The sequence below is a fragment of the Saccharopolyspora griseoalba genome (genome assembly GCF_042665275.1).
Taxonomy (GTDB): Bacteria; Actinomycetota; Actinomycetes; order Mycobacteriales; family Pseudonocardiaceae; genus Saccharopolyspora; species Saccharopolyspora griseoalba.
Window position 1 is genome coordinate 123,639 of sequence record NZ_JBHTCJ010000011.1, and the last position, 25,673, is coordinate 149,311.

Annotated in this window: 27 protein-coding genes and 1 pseudogene; 21 read left to right on the plus strand and 7 right to left on the minus strand. The window is 72.0% G+C overall.

Translation table 11 applies throughout. The annotated features are described in order from the left end of the window. Window positions 1-32 precede the first annotated feature (32 nt). Window positions 33-1,013 carry a glutathione S-transferase family protein gene (locus ACFQRI_RS20220; RefSeq protein WP_380670933.1) on the plus strand — a complete coding sequence of 327 codons (981 nt, stop codon included), beginning with the start codon at window positions 33-35 and terminating at the stop codon, window positions 1,011-1,013. A 71-nt stretch (window positions 1,014-1,084) separates the two neighbouring features. On the opposite strand, the gene ACFQRI_RS20225 is transcribed toward ACFQRI_RS20220, so the two are convergent. Then, entirely contained in the window at window positions 1,085-1,348 is a 264-nt protein-coding gene (locus ACFQRI_RS20225) for an HPr family phosphocarrier protein (protein ID WP_380670935.1), read from the minus strand. A gap of 34 nt (window positions 1,349-1,382) precedes the next feature. Then, window positions 1,383-2,645, minus strand: a complete 1,263-nt coding sequence (locus ACFQRI_RS20230; protein WP_380670937.1) for a PTS transporter subunit EIIC — start codon at window positions 2,643-2,645, stop codon at window positions 1,383-1,385. A 218-nt stretch (window positions 2,646-2,863) separates the two neighbouring features. Here ACFQRI_RS20230 and ACFQRI_RS20235 point away from each other — a divergent pair, with 218 nt between their 5' ends. The 8 genes from ACFQRI_RS20235 (at window position 2,864) to ACFQRI_RS20270 (ending at window position 9,109) form a co-directional block, all read left to right on the plus strand. Beyond that, window positions 2,864-3,148: a PTS sugar transporter subunit IIB gene (locus ACFQRI_RS20235; RefSeq protein WP_380671104.1), complete on the plus strand. Its 285-nt coding sequence runs from the start codon at window positions 2,864-2,866 to the stop codon at window positions 3,146-3,148. Beyond that, entirely contained in the window at window positions 3,145-3,600 is a 456-nt protein-coding gene (locus ACFQRI_RS20240) for a PTS sugar transporter subunit IIA (protein WP_380670939.1), read from the plus strand. The genes ACFQRI_RS20235 and ACFQRI_RS20240 overlap by 4 nt, the downstream gene beginning before the upstream one ends. Before the next feature lie 130 nt (window positions 3,601-3,730). Continuing rightward, the gene (locus tag ACFQRI_RS20245; protein ID WP_380670941.1) at window positions 3,731-4,351 is read left to right on the plus strand and encodes a prepilin peptidase; all 621 of its coding nucleotides are present in this window, start codon (window positions 3,731-3,733) and stop codon (window positions 4,349-4,351) included. 72 nt (window positions 4,352-4,423) lie between these two features. Then, on the plus strand, window positions 4,424-5,629 hold the full coding sequence (gene aroC / locus ACFQRI_RS20250; protein ID WP_380670943.1) for a chorismate synthase: 1,206 nt from the start codon (window positions 4,424-4,426) through the stop codon (window positions 5,627-5,629). Continuing rightward, window positions 5,629-6,135 (plus strand): shikimate kinase, encoded by a 507-nt coding sequence (locus ACFQRI_RS20255; protein WP_380670945.1) that lies wholly within the window; start codon window positions 5,629-5,631, stop codon window positions 6,133-6,135. Before aroC ends, ACFQRI_RS20255 begins: the two co-directional genes overlap by 1 nt. Before the next feature lie 27 nt (window positions 6,136-6,162). Then, window positions 6,163-7,272 (plus strand): 3-dehydroquinate synthase, encoded by a 1,110-nt coding sequence (gene aroB / locus ACFQRI_RS20260; protein WP_380670947.1) that lies wholly within the window; start codon window positions 6,163-6,165, stop codon window positions 7,270-7,272. After that, complete coding sequence (gene aroQ, locus ACFQRI_RS20265; protein WP_380670949.1) at window positions 7,269-7,703, plus strand: type II 3-dehydroquinate dehydratase; 435 nt, start codon at window positions 7,269-7,271, stop codon at window positions 7,701-7,703. Before aroB ends, aroQ begins: the two co-directional genes overlap by 4 nt. Before the next feature lie 29 nt (window positions 7,704-7,732). Beyond that, window positions 7,733-9,109 carry a glycoside hydrolase family protein gene (locus ACFQRI_RS20270; protein WP_380670951.1) on the plus strand — a complete coding sequence of 459 codons (1,377 nt, stop codon included), beginning with the start codon at window positions 7,733-7,735 and terminating at the stop codon, window positions 9,107-9,109. A 3-nt stretch (window positions 9,110-9,112) separates the two neighbouring features. Here ACFQRI_RS20270 and ACFQRI_RS20275 read toward each other — a convergent pair whose 3' ends face one another. Next, window positions 9,113-9,829: a DUF4232 domain-containing protein gene (locus ACFQRI_RS20275; RefSeq protein ID WP_380670953.1), complete on the minus strand. Its 717-nt coding sequence runs from the start codon at window positions 9,827-9,829 to the stop codon at window positions 9,113-9,115. Between the two features lie 165 nt (window positions 9,830-9,994). Here ACFQRI_RS20275 and ACFQRI_RS20280 point away from each other — a divergent pair, with 165 nt between their 5' ends. Then, window positions 9,995-11,287 carry an MFS transporter gene (locus tag ACFQRI_RS20280; protein ID WP_380670955.1) on the plus strand — a complete coding sequence of 431 codons (1,293 nt, stop codon included), beginning with the start codon at window positions 9,995-9,997 and terminating at the stop codon, window positions 11,285-11,287. A 54-nt stretch (window positions 11,288-11,341) separates the two neighbouring features. Then, on the plus strand, window positions 11,342-12,040 hold the full coding sequence (locus tag ACFQRI_RS20285) for a spermidine synthase (RefSeq protein ID WP_380670957.1): 699 nt from the start codon (window positions 11,342-11,344) through the stop codon (window positions 12,038-12,040). On the opposite strand, the gene ACFQRI_RS20290 is transcribed toward ACFQRI_RS20285, so the two are convergent. Continuing rightward, on the minus strand, window positions 11,972-12,493 hold the full coding sequence (locus tag ACFQRI_RS20290) for a methylated-DNA--[protein]-cysteine S-methyltransferase (protein WP_380670959.1): 522 nt from the start codon (window positions 12,491-12,493) through the stop codon (window positions 11,972-11,974). The two genes, ACFQRI_RS20285 and ACFQRI_RS20290, sit on opposite strands and share 69 nt — an antisense overlap. A 119-nt stretch (window positions 12,494-12,612) precedes the next feature. On the opposite strand from ACFQRI_RS20290, the gene ACFQRI_RS20295 reads away from it, so the two are divergent. The 3 genes from ACFQRI_RS20295 to nusB all read left to right on the plus strand — a co-directional run bounded on the left by ACFQRI_RS20295 (window position 12,613) and on the right by nusB (window position 14,872). Continuing rightward, entirely contained in the window at window positions 12,613-13,719 is a 1,107-nt protein-coding gene (locus tag ACFQRI_RS20295; protein ID WP_380670961.1) for a M24 family metallopeptidase, read from the plus strand. Window positions 13,720-13,801: 82 nt separating this feature from the next. Continuing rightward, complete coding sequence (gene efp / locus ACFQRI_RS20300; protein WP_380670963.1) at window positions 13,802-14,368, plus strand: elongation factor P; 567 nt, start codon at window positions 13,802-13,804, stop codon at window positions 14,366-14,368. A gap of 51 nt (window positions 14,369-14,419) precedes the next feature. Continuing rightward, window positions 14,420-14,872 (plus strand): transcription antitermination factor NusB, encoded by a 453-nt coding sequence (nusB, locus tag ACFQRI_RS20305; RefSeq protein WP_380670965.1) that lies wholly within the window; start codon window positions 14,420-14,422, stop codon window positions 14,870-14,872. Between the two features lie 195 nt (window positions 14,873-15,067). Here nusB and bldD read toward each other — a convergent pair whose 3' ends face one another. Beyond that, window positions 15,068-15,556 (minus strand): transcriptional regulator BldD, encoded by a 489-nt coding sequence (bldD, locus tag ACFQRI_RS20310; RefSeq protein ID WP_010311046.1) that lies wholly within the window; start codon window positions 15,554-15,556, stop codon window positions 15,068-15,070. 288 nt (window positions 15,557-15,844) lie between these two features. Between bldD and pyrR the strand changes: the two genes are divergently transcribed. The 7 genes from pyrR to pyrF all read left to right on the plus strand — a co-directional run bounded on the left by pyrR (window position 15,845) and on the right by pyrF (window position 24,654). After that, window positions 15,845-16,441, plus strand: a complete 597-nt coding sequence (gene pyrR / locus ACFQRI_RS20315; RefSeq protein ID WP_380670967.1) for a bifunctional pyr operon transcriptional regulator/uracil phosphoribosyltransferase PyrR — start codon at window positions 15,845-15,847, stop codon at window positions 16,439-16,441. Continuing rightward, window positions 16,441-17,373: an aspartate carbamoyltransferase catalytic subunit gene (locus tag ACFQRI_RS20320; RefSeq protein ID WP_380670969.1), complete on the plus strand. Its 933-nt coding sequence runs from the start codon at window positions 16,441-16,443 to the stop codon at window positions 17,371-17,373. Before pyrR ends, ACFQRI_RS20320 begins: the two co-directional genes overlap by 1 nt. After that, window positions 17,370-18,668 (plus strand): dihydroorotase, encoded by a 1,299-nt coding sequence (locus ACFQRI_RS20325; protein ID WP_380670971.1) that lies wholly within the window; start codon window positions 17,370-17,372, stop codon window positions 18,666-18,668. Before ACFQRI_RS20320 ends, ACFQRI_RS20325 begins: the two co-directional genes overlap by 4 nt. Next, window positions 18,668-19,231 (plus strand): PH-like domain-containing protein, encoded by a 564-nt coding sequence (locus ACFQRI_RS20330; protein WP_380670973.1) that lies wholly within the window; start codon window positions 18,668-18,670, stop codon window positions 19,229-19,231. Before ACFQRI_RS20325 ends, ACFQRI_RS20330 begins: the two co-directional genes overlap by 1 nt. Further along, window positions 19,228-20,355, plus strand: a complete 1,128-nt coding sequence (gene carA, locus ACFQRI_RS20335) for a glutamine-hydrolyzing carbamoyl-phosphate synthase small subunit (RefSeq protein WP_380670975.1) — start codon at window positions 19,228-19,230, stop codon at window positions 20,353-20,355. Before ACFQRI_RS20330 ends, carA begins: the two co-directional genes overlap by 4 nt. 139 nt (window positions 20,356-20,494) lie before the next feature. Next, window positions 20,495-23,809 carry a carbamoyl-phosphate synthase large subunit gene (carB, locus tag ACFQRI_RS20340; protein ID WP_380670977.1) on the plus strand — a complete coding sequence of 1,105 codons (3,315 nt, stop codon included), beginning with the start codon at window positions 20,495-20,497 and terminating at the stop codon, window positions 23,807-23,809. Further along, a complete protein-coding gene (gene pyrF, locus ACFQRI_RS20345; RefSeq protein ID WP_380670979.1) occupies window positions 23,809-24,654 on the plus strand; it encodes an orotidine-5'-phosphate decarboxylase in 846 nt (281 codons plus the stop codon). The genes carB and pyrF overlap by 1 nt, the downstream gene beginning before the upstream one ends. Before the next feature lie 148 nt (window positions 24,655-24,802). Here pyrF and ACFQRI_RS20350 read toward each other — a convergent pair whose 3' ends face one another. Further along, on the minus strand, window positions 24,803-25,276 hold the full coding sequence (locus tag ACFQRI_RS20350; RefSeq protein ID WP_380670981.1) for an esterase-like activity of phytase family protein: 474 nt from the start codon (window positions 25,274-25,276) through the stop codon (window positions 24,803-24,805). After that, window positions 25,197-25,484: pseudogene (locus ACFQRI_RS20355) on the minus strand (esterase-like activity of phytase family protein); the annotation flags it as partial. The pseudogene ACFQRI_RS20355 and the gene ACFQRI_RS20350, both read right to left, overlap by 80 nt. Window positions 25,485-25,673 lie beyond the last annotated feature (189 nt).

The following is a 25,673-nucleotide window of genomic DNA, read 5'->3' on the forward strand; positions in this document are numbered from 1 at the left end:
GGGGTCGCCGGGAGTGCGGGGAGCATCGGGGGATGGCCGGTGAATTCAAGCGGGACATGAACTACATCCCCACGCGCATCACCGCCGACGGCCGGGACGGCTACCCGGTGGAACCCGGGCGCTACCGGCTGGTGGTCGCCAGGGCCTGCCCGTGGGCGAACCGCTCGGTGATCGTGCGGCGGCTGCTGGGCCTGGAGCCGGTGCTGTCCATGGGCATCGCCGGGCCCACCCACGACGAGCGCAGCTGGCGCTTCGACCTCGACCCCGGCGGGGTGGACCCGGTGCTGGGCATCGAGCGGCTGCAGGAGGCGTTCCTGGCCCGCTACCCGGACTACGACCGCGGGATCACGGTGCCCGCGATCGTGGACATCCCCACCGGGCAGGTGGTCACCAACGACTTCCCGCAGATCACGCTGGACTTCACCACCGAGTGGCGCGAGCACCACCGCCGGGGCGCGCCCGAGCTGTACCCGCCGGACCTGCGCGCCGAGATCGACGAGGTCAACGACGCGGTGTTCCACGACGTCAACAACGGCGTCTACAAGGCGGGCATGGCCGGGGACCAGCAGGCCTACGAGAAGGCGCACGCGAAGCTGTTCGCCCGGCTGGACCAGCTCTCCGAGCGGCTCGCCGAGCAGCGCTACCTGGTGGGGGACACGATCACCGAGGCCGACGTGCACCTGTTCCCGACGCTGGTGCGCTTCGACGCGGTCTACCACGGGCACTTCAAGTGCAACCGGCACAAGCTCGCCGAGCTGCCGGTGCTGCGGGACTACACGCGGGACCTGTTCCAGACGCCCGGTTTCGGCGACACGATCCACTTCCCGCAGATCAAGGAGCACTACTACGTGGTGCACCGCTTCCTGAACCCCAGCGGGATCGTGCCCGCGGGCCCGGACCTGTCCTGGCTGCTGGAGCCGCACGGCCGGGAACGCCTCGGCGGCTGGCCCTTCGGCCGGGGCACCCCGCCCGGACCTCCACCGGAGTCCGAGCGGGTGCCCGCCGCCGCGTGAGCGCGGGAGAGCCTCTTCCCACCAGGAGTCCCGAGCGCTCTCCGCGCACGGGGACTGCTGATGACGAGAACCTAGTCGAGCTCGGAGCTCACCAGCTCGGCGACCTCGTCGAGCGCGGCTTCGGCGCCCTCGCCCTCGGCGGCCAGCACCACCTCGTCGCCGTGCTCGGCGCCTAGGGTCATCAGGCCGAGGATGCTGCCGGCCTCGACCGGTTCCGCGCCGTCCTTGCGGATGGTGATGGTCACTGGTTGCGCCGCTGCTGTCTTGGCCAGCAGCGCCGCGGGGCGGGCGTGCAGCCCGACCTTGCTGGCCACGGTGACGCGTCGTTCGAACATGCTGCTCCTTCATCCAGGGATGGGCCGGCGGCCCTCAGGACGTGCCGGAACCCGGCGCGGCATCATCACCGGCATTATCCGCACCGGCCCCGACCGCGTCCGCCTCGTCCTCCTCGCGACCCGGGGTGCGCAGGTTCCACCTGGTGATGACGAAGCGGAAGGTGACGTAGTAGATCACCGCGTAGACCAGGCCGATCGGGATCAGCCACAGCGAGTTCTGCGAGATGCCGAAGTTGAGCACGTAGTCGATGAACCCGGCGGAGAAGCCGAAACCGCTGTGGATGTCGAGGGCGTTGACCAGCGCGAGCGAGGTGCCGGTAAGGACCGCGTGGATCAGCAGCAGCGGCCAGGCCACGAAGATGAACGAGAACTCCAGCGGCTCGGTGATGCCGGTCAGGAACGAGGTCAGCGCCACCGAGAGCATCACGCCGCCGACGACCTTGCGCTGCTCGGGCTTGGCCGAGTGCCAGATGGCCAGCGCCGCGGCGGGCAGGGCGAACATGAAGATCGGGAAGAACCCTGTCATGAAGGTGCCCGCGGTCGGGTCGCCCTCGAAGAACCGCGCGATGTCGCCCTTCTGCCCGTGGTAGTCGCCGAAGAGGAACCACACGACGTTGTTCGGGATGTGGTGCAGGCCGAAGGGCAGCAGCAGCCGGTTGACCAGGCCGTAGACACCGCCGCCGATGACCGCCTGCTGGGTGACCGCGTTGCTGAAGGCGGTCAGCGCCGCGTCGAACAGCGGGAAGAGCAGGCCCATGATCACGCCGATGACGACCATGGACACCGCGGTCACGATCGGCACGAACCGGCGCCCGCCGAAGAAGCCGAGGTAGTCCGGCAGCTTGATGCGGTGGTAGCGCTGCCACAACCAGGCCGCGACCAGGCCGGCCACGATGCCGCCGAGCACGCCGTAGGGGCCCTTGTTGAACGACTCGTCGGCCTCGGTCCCGGTCAGCTCGAACAGCACCGCGTGCAGCACCAGGTAGCCGACCGCCGCTGACAGCGCGGTGGATCCGTCGGCCTTCTTGGCGAAGCCGATGGACACGCCGATGGCGAACAGCAGCGGCAGGTAGTCGAACAGCGAGTTGCCCGCCGCGCCGATGATGTCGGCGACCGGTTGCAGCCACGGCACGACCGAGGAGAGCCCCTCGTCGCCGAGCAGGTCGGGCTGGCCGAGCCGGGCCAGCAGCGCGGCGGCGGGCAGCACGGCGATGGGGAGCATCAGGCTCCGGCCGAGCCGCTGCAGCAGCGCGAAGCCCCTGCTGTTCCCCTTCGCCGCGGCGGCGGTGGAACTCATCCGGTTACCTCCTGATCGGATTTGCGATCCCACGTTTTCCCACGAACCCCGCCCGTACCACGGTGGTGGCCGAAAATCGCCGTCGAGTCGGGTGAAACCCGGTGCAACGGGTTGGTACTGTGCGGTCTAAACCAGTTCTGGCGAACAATGCGCCGTCACGTGAACGAGTGTCAAGACGGCCGGGTTTTCGTTGCCGCATCGACACCACCTGACGCAAGATCGTCAGGTCGCGGTCGGTCCGCGACGCAAGGACGAAGGGAGCACCGGTGGCTCAGGACAAGGCCTCCGCGATCCTGGCCGCGCTCGGCGGCGGGGACAACGTGGTGGAGATCGAGCCGTGCATCACGCGGCTGCGCTGCGAGGTCGAGGACGGTTCGAAGATCGACGAGGCGGCGTTGAAGAACGCGGGCGCGCACGGGGTGATGGTGCAGGGCTCGGTGGTGCAGGTCGTGGTTGGCCCGGAGGCGGACACGCTGGCCGGCGACATCGAGGACCTCATGTGAGCGCCGAGATCGGTAGCCCGGTGGCCGGTCTGACCGCGCCCCTCGCCGACGTGCCGGATCCGGTGTTCTCGCAGGCCATGGTCGGCCCGGGCATCGCCGTGAAGCCCACGGGAGGGAGTTCGGCGGCGGTCGCGCCGATCGCGGGCAAGATCGCCACGCTGCACCCGCACGCGTTCGTCGTGACCGGCCGGGACGGCGCCTCCGTCCTGGTGCACCTGGGCATCGACACGGTCAAGCTGCATGGCGAGGGCTTCGAGCTGCACGCGGCCAAGGGCGACCAGGTCGAGGCGGGGCAGCGGATCGTCACCTGGAACCCCACCGAGGTGGAGGAGCTCGGCTACTCCTCGATCTGCCCGGTCGTGGCTCTGGAGGCGGCCCCGGAGTCGCTCAGCGACTTCCGGGAGGACACCCAGGTCCTCCCCGGAGACCCCCTGTTCACCCTCGACACCTGACCCGGCCACCCGCCGGCGCGGTGGGTGCCCGGTCCCTTTCTCATCAGAAGTCCCGGAGCGCAGCGCTCCGGGACTTCTGATGAGAAAAGGGACCCGCGCCCCGACTCGCCGGGGTGTGTGGTTCGCGGGGATGCCGGGTGCGGTGGGCAGGGTGCTCGGCATGGTGATCTGGATCTGCTGCGGGGCGTTGGCCGGGTGGGGCGGGGGAGCGCTGGTGCGCCGGCTGCGCCGGGGCGCGCTGGTGCCCAGGACGTGGTGCGCGGTGGCCGTGGGCGCCGCCTGGGGCGCGGTCGCGCTGCGGGTCGAGGCCGGGATGCCCTGGTGGTGGGCCGGGGTGCCGCTGGCGCTGGCCTGGCTGGCCACCCTGCTCACCGCCTGCGACCTGCGCGCCGCGCGCCTCCCGGACGCGCTCACCTTGCCCGCCTACCCGGCGGCGGCCGCGCTGCTGGTCCCGGCCGCCGCGCACGAACCGCGCGTCCCGCTGGCCGCGCTGGCGGGCGTGGCGCTGTTCGCCGGGAGCTACCTCGCCGTCCGGCTGGTGCTGCCGGGCGCGATGGGTCCGGGGGACGTCAAGCTCGCCGGGCCGCTGGGCGCGCTCGTCGGTGCGGTCTCGCTGCCCGCGGTGCTCGGCGTGCTGGCGGTGGCCGCCGCGTCGACGCTGGTCGCGGCCGCGTGGCGGCGCGCGGGAGCCGTCCCGCACGGCCCGGCGATGCTGCTGCCGTCCTGGTTGGTCGCGCTGGCCGGGCCGTAGCCGCGCGCGAGCCGGGTCGTTGGCCGTGCCCAGGGTGCTTCCCACCAGATAGAACGTGGCAGGATCTATGGTGTGTTGCGCTGGATGACCGCTGGAGAATCGCACGGCCCCGCCCTCGTGGCGGTGCTGGAGGGCATGGTGTCGGGAGTCGAGGTGTCCTCGACCGACATCGCGACCCAGCTGGAGCGGCGCAAGCTCGGCTTCGGCCGCAGCCCGCGGATGAACTTCGAGGCCGACGAGCTGGAGATCATCGGCGGTGTGCGGCACGGCCGCACCCAGGGCGGCCCGATCGCGGTGCGCATCGGCAACACCGAGTGGCCCAAGTGGGAACAGGTCATGGCCGCCGACCCGGTCGACGAGGACGTGCTGGCCGGGCTGGCCCGCAACGAGCCGCTGACCCGCCCGCGCCCCGGTCACGCAGACCTCGCGGGCATGCAGAAGTACGGCTTCGACGAGGCCCGCCCGGTGCTGGAGCGCGCCAGCGCGCGCGAGACCGCCTCCCGCGTCGCGGTGGGCACCGTCGCGCGGCAGTTCCTGCGCCAGCTGCTCGGCGTGGAGATCGTCAGCCACGTGGTCAGCCTCGGCGGTGTGGACGCCACCGGGGAGGCGCTGCCCGGTCCGGACGACCTGGCCGCCATCGACGAGAACCCGGTGCGCGCCTTCGGCGAGGACGCCACCGAGCGGATGATGGCCGAGGTCGACGCGGCCAAGAAGGACGGCGACACGCTCGGCGGCGTCGTCGAGGTCATCGCCTACAACCTGCCCCCGGGCATCGGCTCGCACGTGCACTGGGACCGCAAGCTCGACGCCCGGCTGGCCGGCGCGCTGATGAGCATCCAGGCGATCAAGGGCGTCGAGATCGGCGAGGGCTTCGCCAACGCGCACCGCAGGGGCAGCGCCGCGCACGACGAGATCTACCCGGACGAGGGCGTGAACTGGGTGCGCCGGGCCAGCAACCGCGCCGGTGGCCTGGAGGGCGGCATCACCAACGGCGAGCCGCTGATCGTGCGCGCCGCCAAGAAGCCGATCTCCAGCCTGCCCCGCGCGCTGGCCACCGTGGACATGCACACCGGCGAGCCGGCGCAGGCGATGCACCAGCGCTCGGACATCACCGCCGTGCCGCGCGCCGCGGTGGTCGCCGAGACGATGGTCGCGCTGGTGCTGGCCGAGGCCGCGCTGGAGAAGTTCGGCGGGGACTCGCTGCCGGAGACCCGCCGCAACGCCGAGGGCTACCTCGCCGGGCTGCGGGAGCGCGCCGAGAAGCGGCAGGTGCGCTGATGGCTCCGCGCGCGGTCGTGGTCGGCCCGCCCGGTGCGGGCAAGACGACCATCGGCGAGCTGCTGGCCGACCGCCTCCGGGTGCCCTTCCGCGACACCGACGCCGACGTGGTCGAGCGCGAGGGGCGCGCCATCGCCGACATCTTCACCGCTGACGGCGAACCGGCCTTCCGCAAGCTGGAGGAGGAGGCCGTGGAGACCGCGCTGCGCGAGCACGACGGCGTCCTCGCCCTGGGCGGCGGCGCGGTGCTCTCCGAACGCACCCGGGCCAACCTGGCCGGGCACGCCGTGGTGTTCCTGTCGGTGGGCGTGGCCGAGGGAGCCCGCCGCACCGGGCTGTCGGTGGCGCGCCCGCTGCTGGCCGGGGTCAACCCGCGCGCCACGTTCAAGGCCCTGCTCGACGAGCGCCTTCCGGTCTACCGCTCGGTCGCCGCGGTCGAGGTCGCCACCGACGAGCTGAGCCCCGCCGAGGTCGTCGATCGGGTCGTCGACGAACTCGCCAACTGAACACGACCAAAACCGAAGGGACGGACGATGACCGAGCCGGTTCGGATCAGCGTGAACGGCCAGCAGCCCTACGACGTGGTCGTCGGCCGTGGTCTGCTCGGCGAGCTGGTCGACCACCTGCGGGACGCCTCCAGCGTCGCCCTGGTCCACCAACCGACCCTGACCACCACGGTCGAGGCGGTGCGCGAGGAGCTGACCGAGGCGGGCATCGACGCGCACCGCGTGGAGATCCCGGACGCCGAGGACGGCAAGACGCTGCAGGTCGCCGGGTTCTGCTGGGAGGTGCTCGGCAAGATCGGCATGGACCGCGATGGCGTCGTGGTCGCCTTCGGCGGCGGTGCGGTGACCGACCTGGGCGGTTTCGTCGCGGGCACCTGGATGCGCGGCGTGCGGGTCGTGCAGGTGCCCACCACGCTGCTGGGCATGGTCGACGCCGCGATCGGCGGCAAGACCGGCATCAACACCGAGGCGGGCAAGAACCTGGTCGGGTTCTTCCACGAGCCGAGCCTGGTGCTGGCCGACCTGGCGATCCTGGAAGGTCTGCCGCACAACGAGCTGCTGGCCGGGATGGCCGAGGTGGTCAAGGCCGGTTTCATCGCCGACCCGGAGATCCTGCGCATCATCGAGCAGGACCCGGAGGCCGCCGTCGACCCCACCGGCGAGGTGCTGGCCGACCTGATCCGGCGGTCCGTGCAGGTCAAGGCCGACGTGGTGGGCGAGGACCTCAAGGAGTCGCACCTGCGCGAGATGCTCAACTACGGGCACACCCTGGCCCACGCCATCGAGAAGCGGGAGCGCTACCGCTGGCGGCACGGCGCCGCGGTCAGCGTCGGCCTGGTCTTCGCCGCCGAGCTCGCTCGCGCGGCCGGCCGCCTCGACGACGAGACCGCTGACCGGCACAAGGCCGTCCTCGACCTGCTCGGCCTGCCCACCAGCTACGACCCGGACGCGCTGGGTTCGCTGATGGAGGGCATGAAATCCGACAAGAAGAACCGCAAAGGCGTGATCCGCTTCGTGGTGCTCGACGGGCTCGCCAAGATCGGCCGCCTGGAGGGCCCGGACCCGTCGCTGATCGCCGCCGCCTACTCGGCGCTGACCGGCGGCGAGGCCAAGCCGGACACGGGGGTCATGCTGTGAAGGTCCTCGTGCTCAACGGCCCGAACCTCGGGCGCCTCGGCAGCCGCGAGCCGTCGGTGTACGGCAGCACCACCTACGCCGACCTGGTCGCGATGTGCGAGGCGGCGGGAACCGACCTGGGCGTCGAGGTGGAGGTGCGCCAGACCGACCACGAGGGCGAGATGGTCGGCTGGCTGCACGAGGCCGCCGACGAGTCCTGGCCGGTGGTGCTCAACGCCGGTGCGTGGACGCACTACTCGGTCGCCGTGCGCGACGCGGCCGCGCAGCTGCGCGCCGAGCTGATCGAGCTGCACATCTCCAACGTGCACAAGCGCGAGTCCTTCCGGCACACCAGCTGCCTGTCGGACATCTCGACCGCGGTGATCTGCGGGCTCGGCGTTGCCGGGTACCCGCTGGCGATTCGCTGGGTGGCCGAGAACGCGGGGGACTAGTGGGTCGATTACGCACCGGCCTTCGCGCCGTGCTGGTCGTGCTGACCGCCTCCGGGTGCGCGGTGCCGGGATCGCCGGAGCGGGAACCGACCCGCCCCGTGCCCTCGCCGGCGTCGCTGCGGCTGGTCGGTGAGCGCGGTGGTGCCGGGGTGGTGCTCGACGGCGGTCCGGCGGCGCCGTACAACTACGGTCCCTCGGTGCTCGCGATCGACGGCGGGTACCGCGCCTGGTGGTGCAGCCAGCTGCCCGGCATCGGCCCGGCCGGCGACGACATCCTGTCGGCCGCCGGCACGTCGCCGGACTCCTTCGGCCGCGCGGTTCCGGTGTTCTCCGGCGCGCCGGGTGCTTTCGACGGGATGCACACCTGCGACCCCTCGGTGCTGCGCGCGGGCGGTGAGTTCCACCTGTACTACACCGGCGCGGCCGGGGAGCACGACCACGGCAACGCGATCGGCGCGGCCACCAGCCCCGACGGCCTGGCGTGGCGCCGCGGCGGCGAGCCGATCGCGACCGCATCGGGGCGGCAGCACCGGGCCAACACCTACGGGGCCGGTCAGCCCTCCGCGGTGCACCTGGACGGCTGGTTCTACCTGATGTTCACCGACACCACAGCGCCGGGCGCGGGGTGGAACGGCGCCGGGCAGTTCGTGATCCGTTCGCGCGATCCCGAATTCCGCACCGGCGTGCAGGAGCTGACCGCGCGGGGCTTCGTCCCGGACGCCCGGCAGCGCTCCCGCTCGGTGGTCGACGCGTTCAGCGCGGACTGGGCGTGGTCGCCCGCGCTGGGCGCCTTCGCCATCGCCCACCAGACCGACCGCGGAACCCAGATCACCTTCTGGGACCGGGATTTCACCCACCACCCCTACTCGCCGGTGACGGTCCCGGGACCGTGGCGGGAAGGCCCGGGGCTGGTGCGCGACGCCTCCGGCCACCTCCCGGTGGACCCGACCGATCCGTGCGGCCGGGTGCCGCTGGACGTGCTGCGCGCGACCGCGCTCGCACCCGCACCGACCGACATCCGGCACTACGGGGTGGACGTGGTCGACGCCAACGCGTGCGCGGACCCGCGCGATGCGGCGCGCGCTCTGGAGGGCTTCGCGGTGCCCAACGACGTGCGCACCGTGGACGTCATCGCGGACGGGCGACGGCTGCGCGTGGAGCGCCGCTCGGTCGCCGAGCGGATGGCCACCGCCGTGCTGCCGGACAGCCCGTCGGCGGTGGAACGCCTCCCCGTCGTCGCGGAGATCCGCGCCGGGGCTCCCGCGCTGCGCTCGCCCTCGGGCGAGGTCGGCCTGCTGGACAGCCGGGGACGGCTGCACGCCGTCCCGCCGGATGCGGTGGCGGCCAACGGATCCCGGATCACCGACGTGACCGCGCTCCGCTGGATGCGGCGCCTGGGCCGGTAGACCTCACGGCCCGGTGGGGACCCCGCGCTCGAGGGTCTTGACCGTGAGCTGGTGCCCGGGGATGTCCTCGGCCGCGCAGCCCTGGGCGTCGCTCATCGGCACGAACACCGAGTCGTAGGAGTGCGGCGGGTAGACGCGCAGCCCCTTGGCCGGGGTCGGTTCGCAGGTCGCGGCGTCGTAGTTGTCCACGTTGGTCAGCTCCAGCGGCGCCGAGGCCCGCTGTCCGGGCGCCAGCGAGATCGCCGCGCCCTTGCTGCCGGTGCGGAAGGCGGCGGCGCCGACCTGGTGGCCGTCCGACCCGGCCACGTAGGACACCCCGGGGAAGCCCTGCACCTCGCAGGTCCGGTCCCCGCTGTTGGTGAACACCAGCGCCTGGTGCTGCGAGCCCGCGCCCGACCCCTGGTAGCGCAGCGAGAGCTCCAGCTCGCCCACCTCGCAGGTGGTGTCGCGGGGGCTCGGCTGCGCGTCGTCCTCGGGCTGCTCGGCGCTCTCGGGGGCGGGCGCCTCGGCGGAGTCCTCGTCGGCGGGGGCCGGGGCGCCCTGCTGCTGTTGCTGCGGCTGCGGTTGTGCCTGCGGCGTGTCGATCGGCGTCATCCGCTGCGGCGCCTGCGGAACCGCACCGGTGCCGCCTGCCGAGTTCGCGCCGCCCGTCCCGCAGGCCCCCAGCCCGACGGTCAGCAGCGCCGCTGCCGCACCCACCAGAATCCTGTTGCCACTCATCGCGTCCCCTCAGTAGAACCAGAGCCTCGATCAGAAGAAGCCGTCCGTTGGACGCCTGGCCCGCCGCGAGGTTGCGTCGGTCGGGCGGTCGGTGGCCCGATCCTGGCGAACGTTGGCCTCCCGGCCACTGGCCGTCGCCCGCCTCGGGCCGCGAAGGTCGAGGTCATGATGAGCCCTGCTGCCGCACGCCGGATGCACCCCGCCTGGTGGATCGCCGCCGTGTCCTTCGTCGCCCTGTTCGGCGCCGCCGCCTTCCGCTCGGCCCCGGGCGTGCTGATGGATCCGCTGTACGAGGAGTTCGGCTGGTCGCACGGGCTGATCTCGACCGCGGTCTCGCTGAACCTGCTCCTGTTCGGGGTCACCGCGCCGTTCGCGGCGGCCCTGATGGCGCGGTTCGGCGTGCGCCGGGTGACCACCGCGGCGCTGGTGCTGGTCGCGGCGGGCAGCGGGCTGACGGTGCTGATGACCGCCTCCTGGCAGCTGATCGTCTGCTGGGGGCTGCTGATCGGCCTGGGCACCGGCTCGATGGCGCTGGCGTTCGTGTCGACCATCGTGGATCGCTGGTTCGTGGCCCGGCGCGGTCTGGTCAGCGGCCTGCTGACCGCGGCGAGCGCCACCGGGCAGCTGGTCTTCCTGCCGCTGGCCGCGGTTCTGGCCGAGCGCTTCGGCTGGCGAGCCGCCTCGCTGGTCATCGCCGCGGCCGCGCTGCTGGTGGCCGCGCTGGTCGCGCTGGTGATGCGCGAATACCCCCGCGATCTGGGGGTGTCCGCCTACGGCGCCACCGGTGACGAGCCGGAAGTCGCGCCGCAGCGCGGGAATCCGGCGCTGCTGGCGATCGGCGCGCTGCGCGAGGCCGCGCGCAGGCCGGTGTTCTGGTTGCTGGCCGGGAGCTTCGCGATCTGCGGTGCCAGCACCAACGGTCTGGTCAACACCCACTTCGTGCCGGCCGCGCAGGACCACGGGATGCCGCCGACCACGGCCGCGAGCCTGCTGGCGATCATCGGCGTGTTCGACGTGGTGGGCACCGTGGCCTCGGGATGGCTCACCGACAAGATCAACCCGCGGGTGCTTCTGGTGGCCTACTACGTGCTGCGCGGAGCCTCGCTGTTCGTGCTGCCGCAGCTGTTCGGGCCGGTCGCGGGGCCGGACATGGTGCTGTTCGTGGTGTTCTACGGCCTGGACTGGGTGGCCACGGTGCCGCCGACCATGGCCCTGTGCCGGGAGCACTTCGGGGCCAGGGCCTCGGTGGTGTTCGGCTGGGTGTTCGCCTCCCACCAGATCGGCGCGGCCGCCATCGCGGGCATCGCCGGCCTGGTCCGCGACCACTTCGGCGACTACGCCCCGGCCTGGTACGCGGCGGGCCTGCTGTGCGCCCTGGCCGCGCTCTTCAGCGCGTCGATCCCCCGCGCCACACCGAGCCCTGCGGCGCCGCCGGAGGCCGTGCGCACGGGCCGCTGATGATCGCGCGACCTGCGGTCGGGCCGGGGAGCGGCTCCGGTAGCGTCGGGAGCTATGCCCGAGGTCATCGCCCGTGCCGCCAGCGAGCGCGGCGAGCTGGTCCTGCAGCGCCGCGACGGCGCGCTGGAGCTGCGCGTCAACGGCGTGTTCGTGATGGACACCGAGCACACCGAGACCGAGCGGCTGCTGGCCGCCGAGACGCTGCGCGCGGTCGAGCGCGACCGGCTGCGCGTGCTGATCGGCGGGCTGGGGCTGGGGTTCACCCTGCGCGAGGTGCTGGCCGACGAGCGCGTCGCCGAGGCGCACGTGGTCGAGATCGAGCCCGACCTCATCGACTGGCACCGCCGCGGCCTGGTGCCGGACACCGCCGAGGCGCTGCAGGACCCGCGCACGCGGGTGAGCGCGGGCGACGTCGCCGAGGTGCTCGGCGAGCAGGAGCCCTGCGACGTGCTGCTGCTCGACGTCGACAACGGCCCGGACTTCCTGGTCTACGAGGACAACTCGGCGCTGTACGAGGCAGCGTTCCTGCGCCGCTGCGCGGGCGCGCTCGCGCCGGGCGGCACGCTCGCGGTCTGGTCGGCCGACACCTCGGAGCCGCTGCTGGCCGCGATGCGCGAGGTGTTCGGCGAGTGCGCCGAGCTCGCGATCCCGGTCTCCCTGGGCCGGCGGGAGACCACCTACCACCTATTCGTCTCCCGCAAGCAGGTCGAGTTCGAGCAGGCTGGGTTCGAGGACTCCTTCGAGCACCAGTAGCCGACGCTTGGCCGGGACGCCCGGCCCGAAGCCGCCCAGCCCGCCGCCGCTGGCCAGCACCCGGTGGCAGGGCACGATCAGCGGCACCGGGTTGGACCCCATGATCGAGCCGACCGCGCGGGTGGCCTCGGGTCGCCCGGCCAGCTCGGCGAGCTCCTTGTAGCTCACCGTCCGCCCGTAGGGCACCAGGTCGACCAGGGTGCGCAGCACGTGCGCCCGCAGCCCGTCGAGCTGGTCCCAGTCGACGGGCAGGTCGAACTCGGTGCGCTCGCGCGCGAAGTACTCCCCGAGCTGCCCGGCCGCCTCGGCGGCCAGCCCACCGGGCTCCGCGCCGGGATGCTCCGGCAGCACCTCGCCGGGGCCGTCGAAGGCCACCGCCCGCACGCCGCGCGGCCCGGCCACCACGGTGATCTCGCCGACCGGACCGGAGACCGAGCTCCACGTCAGTTCCACGCGGCAACCCTAGCGGCCCGCACCGACAGCGCTTGACCTGCGCGAAGCCGGTGGCGGCTTTGCGCAATGCGGTCGGCGAGCCAGGTCGGTCCGCCGTTCTCCGGGTTAGGCTGCCCAGCATGTCCGACACGCACGCCCACCGACGAGACGCACTGCGCGGCCACCTGCGGGAGCAGGAGCTGGACGCGATCCTGGTGACGGATCTGCTCAACATCCGCTACCTCACCGGCTTCACCGGGTCGAACGCCGCGCTGCTGGTGCACGCCGCCGACGAGCCCGGCGCCGAGCGCCGCACCGTCTTCTGCACCGACGGCCGCTACCTCACCCAGGCCGAGGCGCAGGTGCCCGATCTGGAGCGCGTCATCGACCGGGCCAGCGACCTGGCGCTGGCCAAGCGGCTCGGCGAGGCCGGTGGTGGTGACCGCGTCGGGTTCGAGAGCCAGCACGTCACCGTCGACGGCCGCGACGCGCTCGCGGGCGAGGCGGGCTCGACCGAGCTGGTGCGCGCGCCCGGCCTGGTGGAGGCGCTGCGGCTGATCAAGGACGAGACCGAGGTCGACGCCCTGCGGATGGCCTGCGCCGCCGCCGATCGCGCGCTGGCCGAACTCGTCGAGCACGGCGGGCTGCGGCCGGGGCGCACCGAGCTGGAGGTGGCCCGCGAGCTGGAGGCCCGGATGCTCGACCACGGCGCGGCCGGCCCCTCGTTCGACACGATCGTGGCCACCGGGGCGAACTCGGCGGTGCCGCACCACCGGCCCACCGACGCGGTGCTGGCCGCGGGCGACTTCGTGAAGATGGACTTCGGCGCGCTCGTCGACGGCTACCACTCGGACATGACCCGCACCGTCGTGCTGGGCAAGGCGGCCGACTGGCAGCGCGAGATCTACGAGCTGGTGCGCGCCGCGCAGGCCGCCGGGCGCGCCGCGGTGCAGGTCGGCACCGAGGTGCGCGAGGTGGACGCCGCGGCGCGACAGGTGATCGCCGACGCCGGTCACGGCGAGCGCTTCCTGCACGGGCTCGGGCACGGCGTCGGCCTGGAGATCCACGAGGCACCCGCGTTGTCCCAGCGAGGGGACGGTAGAATCGCCGACGGGATGGCGGTCACCGTCGAGCCCGGCGTCTACCTGCCGGGGCAGGGCGGGGTCCGCATCGAGGACACCCTGGTCGTGCGCTCCAGCGCGCCGGAGCTCCTCACCTTGACGGCCAAGGAGCTCGTCGAAGTCTGACGCACGACCAGTGCGCCCGCACGAGCCGGGACCCGCTTTCGGTCCGGCAACACCCGAGCCATCACCACAGGAGAACCCCCACGTGGCCACCACGAACGACCTGAAGAACGGACTGGTGCTCAACCTCGACGGCCAGCTGTGGTCCGTCGTCAACTTCCAGCACGTCAAGCCGGGCAAGGGCGGCGCCTTCGTGCGCACCACCCTGAAGAACGTCCTCTCCGGCAAGGTGGTGGACAAGACGTTCAACGCCGGAGTGAAGGTCGACACCGCGAACGTCGACCGCCGGGAGATGACCTACCTCTACAACGACGGCTCGGACTTCGTGTTCATGGAGCCCGACACCTACGACCAGGTCGCCGTGTCGGCCGACATCGTCGGGGACGCCGCGAAGTTCATGCTGGAGAACAGCGAGGTGGTCGTGGCCCGGCACGAGGGCGAGCCGCTCTACGTCGAGCTGCCGGCCTCGGTCGAGCTCGTCGTCGAGCACACCGACCCGGGCGTGCAGGGCGATCGCTCCACCGGTGGCACCAAGCCCGCCACTCTGGAGACCGGCGCCGAGGTCCAGGTCCCGCTGTTCCTCAACACCGGCGACAAGGTGAAGGTCGACCCGCGCGACGGCCGGTACCTCAGCCGCGTCAACTCCAAATGAGCGCGTGCCCCGCGGCTGCGGCACGCCCTCCGGTCGAAAAGAGGTTGTGACGTGGCGGGTGCGCGAAGCAAGGCGCGCAAGCGCGCGATCGATTTCCTGTACGAAGCCGACCAGCGGGACGCCGACCCGGTGACGCTGCTGGCCGACCGCGTCGGCGAGCCCGAGGTGCCGCCGGTGCACGAGTACGCGGTCAAGCTCGTCGAGGGCGTCCGCGAGCACCAGGAGCGCATCGACGAGGTGCTCTCCCAGCACCTCGAGGGCTGGACGCTGGACCGGCTGCCGGTGGTGGACCGCGCCGTCCTGCGCCTGGGGGTCTACGAGCTCCTGTGGTGCGCCGAGGACGTGCCGCCGGTGGTGGCCGTCGACGAGGCCGTGGAGCTGGCGCGCTCGCTGTCCACCGACGACTCGCCGCGGTTCGTCAACGGCGTGCTGGGCCGCATGTCCAACATCGCCTCGAGGCTGCGCAAGACGATCAAGGCCGAGGAGCAGCAACCGGTCGACTGACCCGGTGACACGACGAGGGCCCCCGCCACCAGGCGGGGGCCCTTCGCGCGGAGCGACGCCGGCGCGGCCTGACTTCTTTCATCAGAAGTCCCGGCTTCCGCCGATGGACTTCTGATGAAAGAAGTCAGCCCGCCTCGACGCCCGGGTAGGGGCGCCCGGCGTCGCCGGGCGCCCCGCGGGCCGTTGTGGGAGTTCTCACTCCTCGCGGGCCGGACGCGCCTCCGGGGGAAGCACGCCCCAGTCGATGAGCTGCTCGGTGAGCTCGCCCGGCGTCATGTCGTAGATGATCGCCAGGGATCGCAGGTCCTCGGTGCGGATGGACAGCACCTTGCCGTTGTAGTCACCGCGCTGGCTCTGGATCGTCGCCGCGTAGCGGGCCAGCGGGCCCACCTTCTCCGCGGGAAGCTGCTGCAGCCGCTCCAGGTTGATGACAACCTTGGTCGCCGGCTCGGCACCGGAGGGCACGCGGCCCTCCGGCAGCAGTTCCGCGACCGGAACCCCGTAGAAGTCGGCCAGCTCGGCCAGCTTCTGCACGGTCACCGCTCGGTCGCCTCGCTCGTAGGAACCGACGACCACGGCCTTCCACCGTCCGCCAGACTTCTGCTCGACGCCGTGCAGCGACAGACCCTGCTGCTGGCGGATGGCGCGGAGTTTGCTGCCCAGCGCCTTGGCGTAGTCGCCCATGTGGCGTTTCTCCGTTCGTTCGCCCCGTCAGCCGATAGTGCCGACCGGGGAGCAAAGCTCAGATCGATACGGAGAGTAATCTTCGCTCGTGAGCGTCACCAGGTCAAGTTGGTCTTGGACGCGAATGTGGCGAGCACCAACACACCACCCGGTCGATTGACCTCTCAGCACTGATAGCGTACTGGTCAGCGCCGCGATCCGCGATCCTGACCGGAGCCGCGATTGCGGGGCAGGTCACACACCATCCTTTAAGGACCCGTCCAGTGAGGCGGGGAAGGAGGTCGAACCGTGGCGTCACGCCATCAGGCGGACGCGGCGGACCCGGCGGGGCAGCGGGAGCTGCTCTCCGCCGGTGACGTTGCGCGCACGATCGCCCGAATCGCCCATCAGATCATCGAGAAGACCGCGCTGGACACCGGCGACGACAGCGTGGTGCTGCTGGGCGTCCCCACCAGGGGGACTCCGCTGGCCACCCGGTTGGCTGACAAGATCGCCGACTTCAGCGGCGTTTCGGTGACCACCGGAACCCTCGACATCACCCTGTTCCGCGACGACCTGCGCAAACGGCCCAACCGGCCGCTGGAGCCGACCAGCCTCCCGCCGGGCGGCATCGACGGCAAGCTGGTCGTGCTGGTCGACGACGTGCTCTTCTCCGGCCGCACCGTGCGCGCCGCCCTCGACGCCCTGCGGGACCAGGGTCGCCCCCGGGCCGTGCAGCTGGCGGTGCTGGTCGACCGCGGGCACCGCGAGCTGCCCATCCGCGCCGACTACGTGGGCAAGAACATCCCGACCTCGCGCAGCGAGGACGTGGCGGTGCGCCTGGCCGAGACCGACGGGGCCGACCGCGTGGTCATCGACCGGCCCGAGTCCAGGGAGGACGTGTGATGCGCCACCTGCTGTCCGCCGAGGACCTGGACGCCGGGACCGCCTCGGCCGTGCTCGACACCGCCGACACGCTCAAGCAGACGCTGCTGGGGCGCGAGGTGAAGAAGCTGCCCACGTTGCGCGGGCGCACCGTGGTGACGCTGTTCTACGAGAACTCCACCCGGACCCGGGTGTCCTTCGAGGTCGCCGGGAAGTGGATGAGCGCCGACGTGATCAACGTCTCGGCGTCGAGCTCCTCGGTCGGCAAGGGGGAGTCGCTGCGCGACACCGCCCTGACCCTGTCGGCCGCGGGCGCGGACTGCGTGATCATCCGCCACCCGGCCTCCGGCGCCGCGCACCGCCTGGCCGGCTGGCTCGAGGACGAGGGCACCCAGGTCGTCAACGCCGGTGACGGGATGCACGAGCACCCCACCCAGGCGCTGCTGGACGCCGCGACCCTGCGCGAGCGCCTCGGCGAGATCGCCGGGCGCCGCATCGGCATCGTCGGCGACGTGCTGCACAGCCGGGTGGCCCGCTCCAACGTGCACCTGCTGCGCACCCTGGGCGCCGAGGTCGTGCTCGTCGCGCCGCCGACGCTGGTGCCCACCGGGGTCGAGCGCTGGGGCGCGGGGGTCCGGCACGACCTGGACGCCGAGCTGCCGAAGCTGGACGCGGTGATGCTGCTGCGCGTGCAGGCCGAGCGGATGCACGGCGGGTTCTTCCCGTCGGCGCGCGAGTACTCGATCGCCTACGGCCTCAACGAGGCGCGGCTGGCCAAGCTGCCCGAGCACGCCGTCGTGCTGCACCCGGGCCCGATGCTGCGCGGCATGGAGATCGCGCCGTCGGTGGCCGATTCCGACCGCGCCGCCATCACCCAGCAGGTCGGCAACGGCGTGCACGTGCGGATGGCGGTGCTCTACCACCTGCTGGCCGGAGAGGAGATCGCGGCATGACCCGGGTGTTGCTCAACGGGGTTCGGCCCTACGGGGAGGGTGAGCCGGTCGACGTGCTCATCGAGGGCGAGACGATCGTCGAGATCGGCGCGAGCCCGCAGGCCGACGCCGACGAGATCGTCGACGGTGGCGGCAAGGTCCTGCTGCCCGGCTTCGTGGACCTGCACACGCACCTGCGCGAGCCGGGGCGCGAGGACGCCGAGACCGTCGAGACCGGTTCGATGGCCGCGGCCCTGGGCGGCTACACGGCGGTGTTCGCGATGGCCAACACCGATCCGGTGGCCGACAACGCCGTGATCACCGAGCACGTGTGGCGCCGGGGCCGGGAGGTCGGCCTGGTCGACGTGCACCCGGTCGGGGCGGTCACCGTCGGCCTGGGCGGCGAGAAGCTCGCCGAGCTGGGCACCATGCGGCACTCCGCGGCCGAGGTCCGCGTGTTCTCCGACGACGGCAAGTGCGTGCACGATCCCCTGATCATGCGCCGCGCGCTGGAGTACACCCGCTCCTTCGGCGGGCTGGTCGCCCAGCACGCCGAGGAACCGCGGCTCACCGCGGGCGCGCAGGCGCACGAGGGCGACAACGCCGCTCGGCTGGGCCTGGCCGGCTGGCCCGCGCCCGCCGAGGAGTCCATCGTCGCCCGCGACTGCCTGCTTGCCGGGCACACCGGGGGCTCGCTGCACGTCTGCCACGTCTCGACCGAGGGCACCGCCGAGATCCTGCGCTGGTGGAAGTCCCGCGAGGCGGCCGGGCAGGTCTCGGCCGAGGTCACCCCGCACCACCTGCTGCTGACCGACGAGCGGTTGAGCACCTACGACCCGGTCAACAAGGTCAACCCGCCGCTGCGCACCGACGCCGACGCCGAGGCGCTGCGCCGCGCGCTGGCCGACGGCACCGTGGACTGCGTGGCCACCGACCACGCGCCGCACGCCGCGCAGGACAAGGACTGCGAGTGGTCCACGGCCAAGCCCGGCATGCTCGGCCTGCAGACGGCCCTGGCCATCGTGACCCGCACGATGGTGCGCTCCGGCCTGCTGGACTGGCGCGGCGTCGCCAGGGTGATGTCCGAGCGGCCCGCCGAGATCGCCGGGCTGACCGGCCAGGGCCGCCCGATCGCCGAGGGCGAGCCGGCCAACCTCGCCCTGGTCGACCCGGAGGCCGAGTGGACCGTGCGCGCCGCCGAGCTCGCCAGCCTGGGCCAGAACTCGCCCTTCGAGGGCATGCGCCTGCCCGGACGGGTGGTCGCCACGCTGCTGCGCGGCCAGGTCACGGCGCACGAGGGCAAGGTGAGGCGCTGATGGAACGCACGCTGTGGGTGCTGGCGATAGCCGCGCTGGCGGCCCTGGTCTTCTTCGGGATGCGCCGCGGCTGGCTGGCCCGGGCCCGACGACAGAGCGCCGAGCTGCCCGCGTTCCCGACCCCGCCCGCCGAACCCGGCGAGGAGGCCCTGCCCGCCGAGACCGGCATGTACGTCGGCACCACCAAGGCCGATGACTGGCAGGACCGCGTCGCGGTGGGCGACATCGGGCATCGCGCCAACGGCACCGCTCGGCTGCACGACCGGGGTGTGCTCATCGAGCGAGACGGCGCGAGCGCGCTGTGGATCCCCGCTGAGTCGGTGGTCGACGCCCGCCTGGACCACAAGCTGGCGAACAAGGTCGTTCCAGGAGCGGGCCTGGTGGTGGTGACCTGGCGGCTCGGCGATCACTTGCTGGACACCGGCTTCCGCGGCGACGACAAGCAGGCCCAGACCGGATGGGTCGAGGCGATCCGCGCCCTGGCGCCCGCCGACGACGTCGCGCGCAGCGAAGCCCGAACCGAGACGACTCGCGAACGCGATTCGCGGCAGGAGGAGAAATGACCGCGCACAACCCGGCCGCGCTGGTGCTGGAGGACGGCCGGATCTTCCGCGGGGAGGCCTACGGCAAGGTGGGCAGGACCCTCGGTGAGGTCGTGTTCACCACCGGCATGACCGGTTATCAGGAAACGCTGACCGACCCCTCGTACCACCGCCAGATCGTGGTGCAGACCGCACCGCAGATCGGCAACACCGGCTGGAACGACGAGGACGACGAGTCCAGCCGCATCTGGGTGGCCGGCTACGCGGTGCGCGAGCCCGCGCGCCGCGCGTCGAACTGGCGCGCCACCCGCAGCCTGGACGACGAGCTCGACCGGCAGGAGATCGTCGGGATCTCCGGCATCGACACCCGCACGCTGACCCGGCACGTCCGCGAGCTGGGCGCCATGCGCGGCGGCATCTTCTCCGGGCCCGAGCTGGGCACCGACGAGCAGATGGTCCAGGCGGTCCGGGCGGGCGACGAGATGGTCGGCGCCTCGCTGGCCGGTGACGTCACCACCGCCGACCCCTACGTGATCCCGGCGGCGGGCGAGAAGCGCTTCACCGTGGTCGCCCTGGACATGGGCATCAAGGCGAACACGCCGCGGATGATGGCCGAGCGCGGCATCGAGATCCACGTGCTGCCGCTGACCTCGACCATGGACGAGATCCTGTCGGTCTCCCCGGACGGGCTGTTCCTGTCCAACGGCCCCGGCGACCCGGCCACCACCGGCGCGCAGGTCGAGCTGACCCGCCAGGCCCTGGACCGGAAGCTCCCGCTGTTCGGCATCTGCTTCGGCAACCAGGTGCTCGGTCGCGCGCTGGGCCGCGGCACCTACAAGCTGCGCTACGGCCACCGCGGGATCAACATCCCGGTCATCGACCACGAGACCGGACGGGTCGCGATCACCGCGCAGAACCACGGCTTCGCCGTCGAGGGCGAGCCCGGCGAGGAGTTCGACACCGACTTCGGCCGCGCGGTGGTGTCCCACCACTGCGCCAACGACGGCGCCGTCGAGGGCCTGCGCCTGCTGAACGCTCCGGCGTTCTCCGTCCAGTACCACCCCGAAGCGGCTGCGGGTCCGCACGACGCCGCGCCGCTGTTCGATCGTTTCGTGGACCTCATGTCGGAATCGAGCAAGTCATGAACTGCGTTGTGCCGAGCCGAGTCGTACACAACGGACCCTCAGAGGAGCGTGACGTCGAGCAACCTGCGGCGACCTCGGGACGAGGTGTGCCGCCCAACGTCACCACCACTGTGAATCGCGGAGAGGCGGTACTGCGCTGATGCCCAAGAGGACCGACATCGAGCACGTTCTGGTCATCGGTTCCGGGCCGATCGTCATCGGCCAGGCGTGCGAGTTCGACTACTCCGGCACGCAGGCGTGCCGGGTGCTGCGGGAAGAGGGCATCCGCGTCTCGCTGGTGAACTCCAACCCGGCCACGATCATGACCGATCCCGAGTTCGCCGATGCCACCTACATCGAGCCGATCACCCCGGAGTTCGTGGAGAAGGTGATCGACGCCGAGCGCCCGGACGCGATCCTGGCGACGCTGGGCGGACAGACCGCCCTGAACACGGCGATCGCGCTGCACGAGCGCGGGGTGCTGGAGAAGTACGGCGTGGAGCTCATCGGCGCCGACGTCGACGCGATCCAGCGCGGCGAGGACCGGCAGATGTTCAAGGACATCGTGCGCTCGGTCGGCGGCGAGGTGCCCGAGTCCAAGGTGTGCAACTCGATGGACGAGGTGCGCTCGTTCGTCGAGCGCTGCGGCCTGCCGGTGGTCATCCGCCCCAGCTTCACCATGGGCGGGCTCGGCTCCGGCATGGCGCACACCGAGGAGGAGCTCGAGCGGATGGCCTCCTTCGGGCTGGCCGAGTCCCCGGTGCACGAGGTGCTCATCGAGGAGAGCGTGCTCGGCTGGAAGGAGTACGAGCTCGAGCTGATGCGCGACAACGCCGACAACGCGGTCGTCATCTGCTCGATCGAGAACGTCGACCCGATGGGCGTGCACACCGGCGATTCGGTGACCGTGGCCCCGTCGATGACGCTCACCGACCGCGAGTACCAGCACATGCGCAACGTCGGCCTGGACGTGCTGCGCGAGGTCGGGGTGGACACCGGCGGCTGCAACATCCAGTTCGCCTTCAACCCGCGCACCGGCCGGATGGTCGTCATCGAGATGAACCCGCGGGTGTCGCGCTCCTCGGCGCTGGCCTCGAAGGCCACCGGGTTCCCGATCGCCAAGATCGCCGCGAAGCTGGCCGTGGGCTACCGGCTCGACGAGATCCAGAACGACATCACCGGCGAGACCCCGGCGAGCTTCGAGCCCACGCTCGACTACGTCGTGGTCAAGGTGCCGCGGTTCGCCTTCGAGAAGTTCCCGGGCGCCGACACCGAGCTGACCACGACGATGAAGAGCGTCGGCGAGGCGATGTCGGTGGGCCGCAGCTTCTCCGAGGCCATGGGCAAGGCCCTGCGCTCGATGGAGACCAAGTCCACCGGCTTCTGGACCCGGCCGGATCCCGAGGGCGCCACCGCGGAGTCCGCCCTGCAGGCCCTGCGCACCGCACACGACGGCCGGCTGTACACCGTCGAGCGCGCGCTGCGGCTGGGTGCGACCGTGGAGCAGGTGCACGAGGCCTCCGGGATCGACCCGTGGTTCGTCGACCAGATCGCGGCGTGGGTGGAGCTGCGCGCCGAGCTGGTCGACGCGCCGGTGCTCGACGCCGCGCTGCTGCGCCGGTGCAAGCGGGCCGGCCTGTCGGACAAGCAGATCGCCGCGATCCGGCCGGAGCTGGCCGGTGAGGACGGGGTGCGCGCGCTGCGCCACCGCCTGGACGTGCGGCCGGTGTACAAGACGGTCGACACCTGCGCGGCCGAGTTCGCCGCCAAGACCCCGTACCACTACTCGGCCTACGAGTCCGACCCGGCGGCCGAGTCCGAGGTCACCGAGCAGCGGGACAAGCAGAAGGTGATCATCCTCGGGTCCGGACCGAACCGCATCGGCCAGGGCATCGAGTTCGACTACTCCTGCGTGCACGCCGCGATGGCGCTGCGCGAGGCGGGGTACGAGACGGTGATGGTCAACTGCAACCCGGAGACCGTCTCCACCGACTACGACACCTCCGACCGGCTCTACTTCGAGCCGCTGACCTTCGAGGACGTCCTGGAGGTCGTGCACTCCGAGCAGCGCTCGGGCGACGTGGCCGGGGTGATCGTGCAGCTGGGCGGCCAGACCCCGCTGGGCCTGGCCAAGCGGTTGTCGGACGCGGGCGTGCCGGTGGTGGGAACCACGCCGGAGGCCATCCACCTGGCCGAGGAGCGCGGCGCGTTCGGCGACGTGCTCGCCGGCGCCGGGCTGCCCGCGCCGAAGTACGGCACCGCCACCTCGTTCGAGGGCGCCAAGCGCATCGCCGACGAGATCGGCTACCCGGTGCTGGTGCGGCCGTCCTACGTGCTGGGCGGGCGCGGCATGGAGATCGTCTACGACGAGCCCTCGCTGGAGAACTACATCGCCCGGGCCACCGAGGTCACCCCGGAGCACCCGGTGCTGGTGGACAACTTCCTCGACGACGCGATCGAGATCGACGTCGACGCGCTCTGCGACGGCACCGACATCTACCTCGGCGGCGTGATGGAGCACATCGAGGAGGCCGGCATCCACTCCGGCGACTCGGCCTGCGCGCTGCCGCCGATCACCCTGGGCCGCCAGGACATCGAGAAGGTGCGCCGCTCCACCGAGGCGATCGCCAAGGGCATCGGCGTGTCGGGCCTGCTCAACGTGCAGTACGCGCTCAAGGACGACGTGCTCTACGTGCTGGAGGCCAACCCGCGCGCCTCGCGCACGGTGCCGTTCGTGTCCAAGGCGGCCGCCGCCCCGCTGGCCAAGGCCGCGGCTCGGATCATGCTCGGCGCCAAGATCGCCGACCTGCGCGCCGAGGGCCTGCTTCCCGCCGAGGGCGACGGGGCGGACCTGCCGATCGACGCGCCGGTGGCGGTCAAGGAGGCCGTGCTGCCCTTCCACCGCTTCCGCACCCGCGAGGGCGTGGGCGTGGACTCGCTGCTCGGGCCGGAGATGAAGTCCACCGGTGAGGTCATGGGCCTGGACACCTCGTTCGGCCAGGCCTTCGCCAAGTCCCAGGCCGGTGCCTACGGTTCGCTGCCGACCTCGGGCAAGGTGTTCGTCTCGGTGGCCAACAAGGACAAGCGCTCGCTGGTCTTCCCGGTCAAGCGGCTGGCCGACCTCGGGTTCGAAATCCTGGCCACCACGGGTACTTCCGAGGTGCTGCACCGCAACGGGATTCCGTCCACGGTGGTCGGAAAGCACACCGAGTCCTCCGACGGGCACCGCGACATCGTCGAGCTGATCAAGTCCGGCGAGGTCGACATGGTCATCAACACCCCCTACGGCAACCCGGGTCCGCGGGTGGACGGCTACGAGATCCGCACGGCCGCGGTCTCCCGCGACATCCCCTGCATCACCACGGTGCAGGGCGCGGCCGCGGCGGTGCAGGGCATCGAGGCGGCCATCGGTGGCAACATCGGGGTCCGGCCGCTGCAGGCGCTGCAGGCGGCCCTGCGTCAAGGTGGTGAGTGATGGTCCAAGACCCGCTGCGCGCCGGGTTCGGCGAGCGGCTCGCGGCCGGGGTCGCCGAGCGCGGCCCGCTGTGCGTGGGCATCGATCCGCACCCGTCGCTGCTGCACGCCTGGGGTCTCGACGAGACCCCGGGCTCGGTGGAGCGCTTCGCGATGACCGCGGTGGAGGCCCTGGCCGGTGAGGTCGCGGTGCTCAAACCGCAGTCGGCGTTCTTCGAGTGCTACGGCTCGGCGGGCGTGGCGGTGCTGGAGCGCGTGATGCGCGAGGCCCAGTCCGCCGGCGCGCTGGTGCTGCTGGACGTCAAGCGCGGCGACATCGGCTCGACGATGACCGCCTACGCGATGGCCTACCTCGACGAGCACTCCCCGGTCTCGGCCGACGCCATCACGGTCTCGCCGTACCTGGGCTACGGCTCGCTGGCCCCGGCCATCGGCATCGCCGAGCAGAACGGGCGGGGCGTGTTCGTGCTGGCCCGCACCTCCAACCCGGAGGGCGCCGGCCTGCAGCAGTCGGTGCACGGCAGCGGCGACTCGATCGCCCAGTCCATCGTGGACTCGGCGGCCGAGAGCAACCGGGGCAAGGCCCCGCTGGGGCACGTGGGCGTGGTCGCGGGCGCCACGATCCCCCCGGGCGAGCTGGACTTCTCCAGCCTCAACGGCCCGATCCTGGCCCCCGGCCTGGGCGCCCAGGGCGCCACGCTCAAGGACCTCAAGGCGGTCTTCGGCAGGGCGCTGCCCAACGTCCTGCCCACGACCAGCCGGGACGTCCTGCGCCACGGCCCGAACGGCCTCCGCGAGGCCGCCACGAGGATCAAGCACGACCTGGCCCTGATGCTCAACCCCTGAGCCCCGGCCGCAGCACGGAGGAGTCCCCGACGCGCCCGCCGCGTCGGGGACTCCTCCGCTCGAGGGGCGCGCATCGCTCCGGCAGGCGAACGCGCAGGGAGTACAGCCGGGTGATCTGCACGCCGCTCCGGTTGTCATCGCTGACCAGCTACATCAGCCGGGAGCCGTCCGGGTCCCTCGGTCCGAGCGCCATCCCCTCGACGTTGTCCAGCAGCGGGTTCGGCTGTCGTTGGTGGTGCGGCACCGCGCCGGGCGTCCCGGCCGGGCAGTCGCCGAGGGCGAGCAGTTCCGCGCTGTGCACGAACGAGAACGCGGGTTCGTTGGCCAGCGAGGCGGTTCCGGTGACGTCCTTGTCGTCGCTGAGCATCAGCTCGGAAACGCGAACGGTGTTGCCCGAACCTTCGACGTACTGCCGCTCCAGCGCGACCAGCCGGTCCTTGTCGACCACCGCGAGCTCCGCGAGGTAGAGCCCGGGAGCGGTCTGGTAGGCGTACTGCTGATCGGGGGACGCAGTTCCCGCCGGGTTCTCCGCGGTAGCGCTGGATTCGTATCCGGTTGCGCCCCGCGTGGTCGCCATCGCCGTCGAGCGGCGCTTCCCATCCCGCGTAGAGGTAGCGGCCATCCGGGGTGGCGGCGAGCGCTTCGATGGTGCGTCCGCGTTGCGCGCCGCCTCGGCGGCGCCGAGCTGTCCGGGAGCGGCAGCTTCGCGCATCGATTTCGGCGTGCGGCCGGAGTTCGGCGTCGTCGAGCAGGTGCCGGTAGAGCAGCTGGAGATCGTCGTGCGAGCGGTCGTCGTCTTCCTGCGCCTTGAACCTGAACACGATGTCCATCCGACCGTCCCCAGCTGGATAGGAGCACGAACCGCTTCAACGATCCCATGATCCGGTTCCGGGACGAGGTGGTTCCCGCTGATCGGCCCGGGATTCACCTGCGCGTCGCAGTCCTGTCCGGTTCCCGCCCCGGGGGCATCACCCGTCGGTAAAGATCCGGTTGAGCGTGATCACCCGAGGTCCGGCAGG

Bases quoted from the DNA above. Each gene is read 5' to 3' on its own strand.
- ACFQRI_RS20220 (WP_380670933.1), top strand. From the start codon at position 33: ATGGCCGGTGAATTCAAGCGGGACATGAACTACATCCCCACGCGCATC.
- ACFQRI_RS20225 (WP_380670935.1), bottom strand. From the start codon at position 1,348: ATGTTCGAACGACGCGTCACCGTGGCCAGCAAGGTCGGGCTGCACGCC.
- ACFQRI_RS20230 (WP_380670937.1), bottom strand. From the start codon at position 2,645: ATGAGTTCCACCGCCGCCGCGGCGAAGGGGAACAGCAGGGGCTTCGCG.
- ACFQRI_RS20245 (WP_380670941.1), top strand. From the start codon at position 3,731: ATGCCGGGTGCGGTGGGCAGGGTGCTCGGCATGGTGATCTGGATCTGC.
- ACFQRI_RS20255 (WP_380670945.1), top strand. From the start codon at position 5,629: ATGGCTCCGCGCGCGGTCGTGGTCGGCCCGCCCGGTGCGGGCAAGACG.
- aroB (WP_380670947.1), top strand. From the start codon at position 6,163: ATGACCGAGCCGGTTCGGATCAGCGTGAACGGCCAGCAGCCCTACGAC.
- ACFQRI_RS20275 (WP_380670953.1), bottom strand. From the start codon at position 9,829: ATGAGTGGCAACAGGATTCTGGTGGGTGCGGCAGCGGCGCTGCTGACC.
- ACFQRI_RS20280 (WP_380670955.1), top strand. From the start codon at position 9,995: ATGATGAGCCCTGCTGCCGCACGCCGGATGCACCCCGCCTGGTGGATC.
- ACFQRI_RS20285 (WP_380670957.1), top strand. From the start codon at position 11,342: ATGCCCGAGGTCATCGCCCGTGCCGCCAGCGAGCGCGGCGAGCTGGTC.
- ACFQRI_RS20295 (WP_380670961.1), top strand. From the start codon at position 12,613: ATGTCCGACACGCACGCCCACCGACGAGACGCACTGCGCGGCCACCTG.
- bldD (WP_010311046.1), bottom strand. From the start codon at position 15,556: ATGGGCGACTACGCCAAGGCGCTGGGCAGCAAACTCCGCGCCATCCGC.
- ACFQRI_RS20320 (WP_380670969.1), top strand. From the start codon at position 16,441: ATGCGCCACCTGCTGTCCGCCGAGGACCTGGACGCCGGGACCGCCTCG.
- ACFQRI_RS20325 (WP_380670971.1), top strand. From the start codon at position 17,370: ATGACCCGGGTGTTGCTCAACGGGGTTCGGCCCTACGGGGAGGGTGAG.
- ACFQRI_RS20330 (WP_380670973.1), top strand. From the start codon at position 18,668: ATGGAACGCACGCTGTGGGTGCTGGCGATAGCCGCGCTGGCGGCCCTG.
- carA (WP_380670975.1), top strand. From the start codon at position 19,228: ATGACCGCGCACAACCCGGCCGCGCTGGTGCTGGAGGACGGCCGGATC.
- carB (WP_380670977.1), top strand. From the start codon at position 20,495: ATGCCCAAGAGGACCGACATCGAGCACGTTCTGGTCATCGGTTCCGGG.
- pyrF (WP_380670979.1), top strand. From the start codon at position 23,809: ATGGTCCAAGACCCGCTGCGCGCCGGGTTCGGCGAGCGGCTCGCGGCC.
- ACFQRI_RS20350 (WP_380670981.1), bottom strand. From the start codon at position 25,276: ATGGCCGCTACCTCTACGCGGGATGGGAAGCGCCGCTCGACGGCGATG.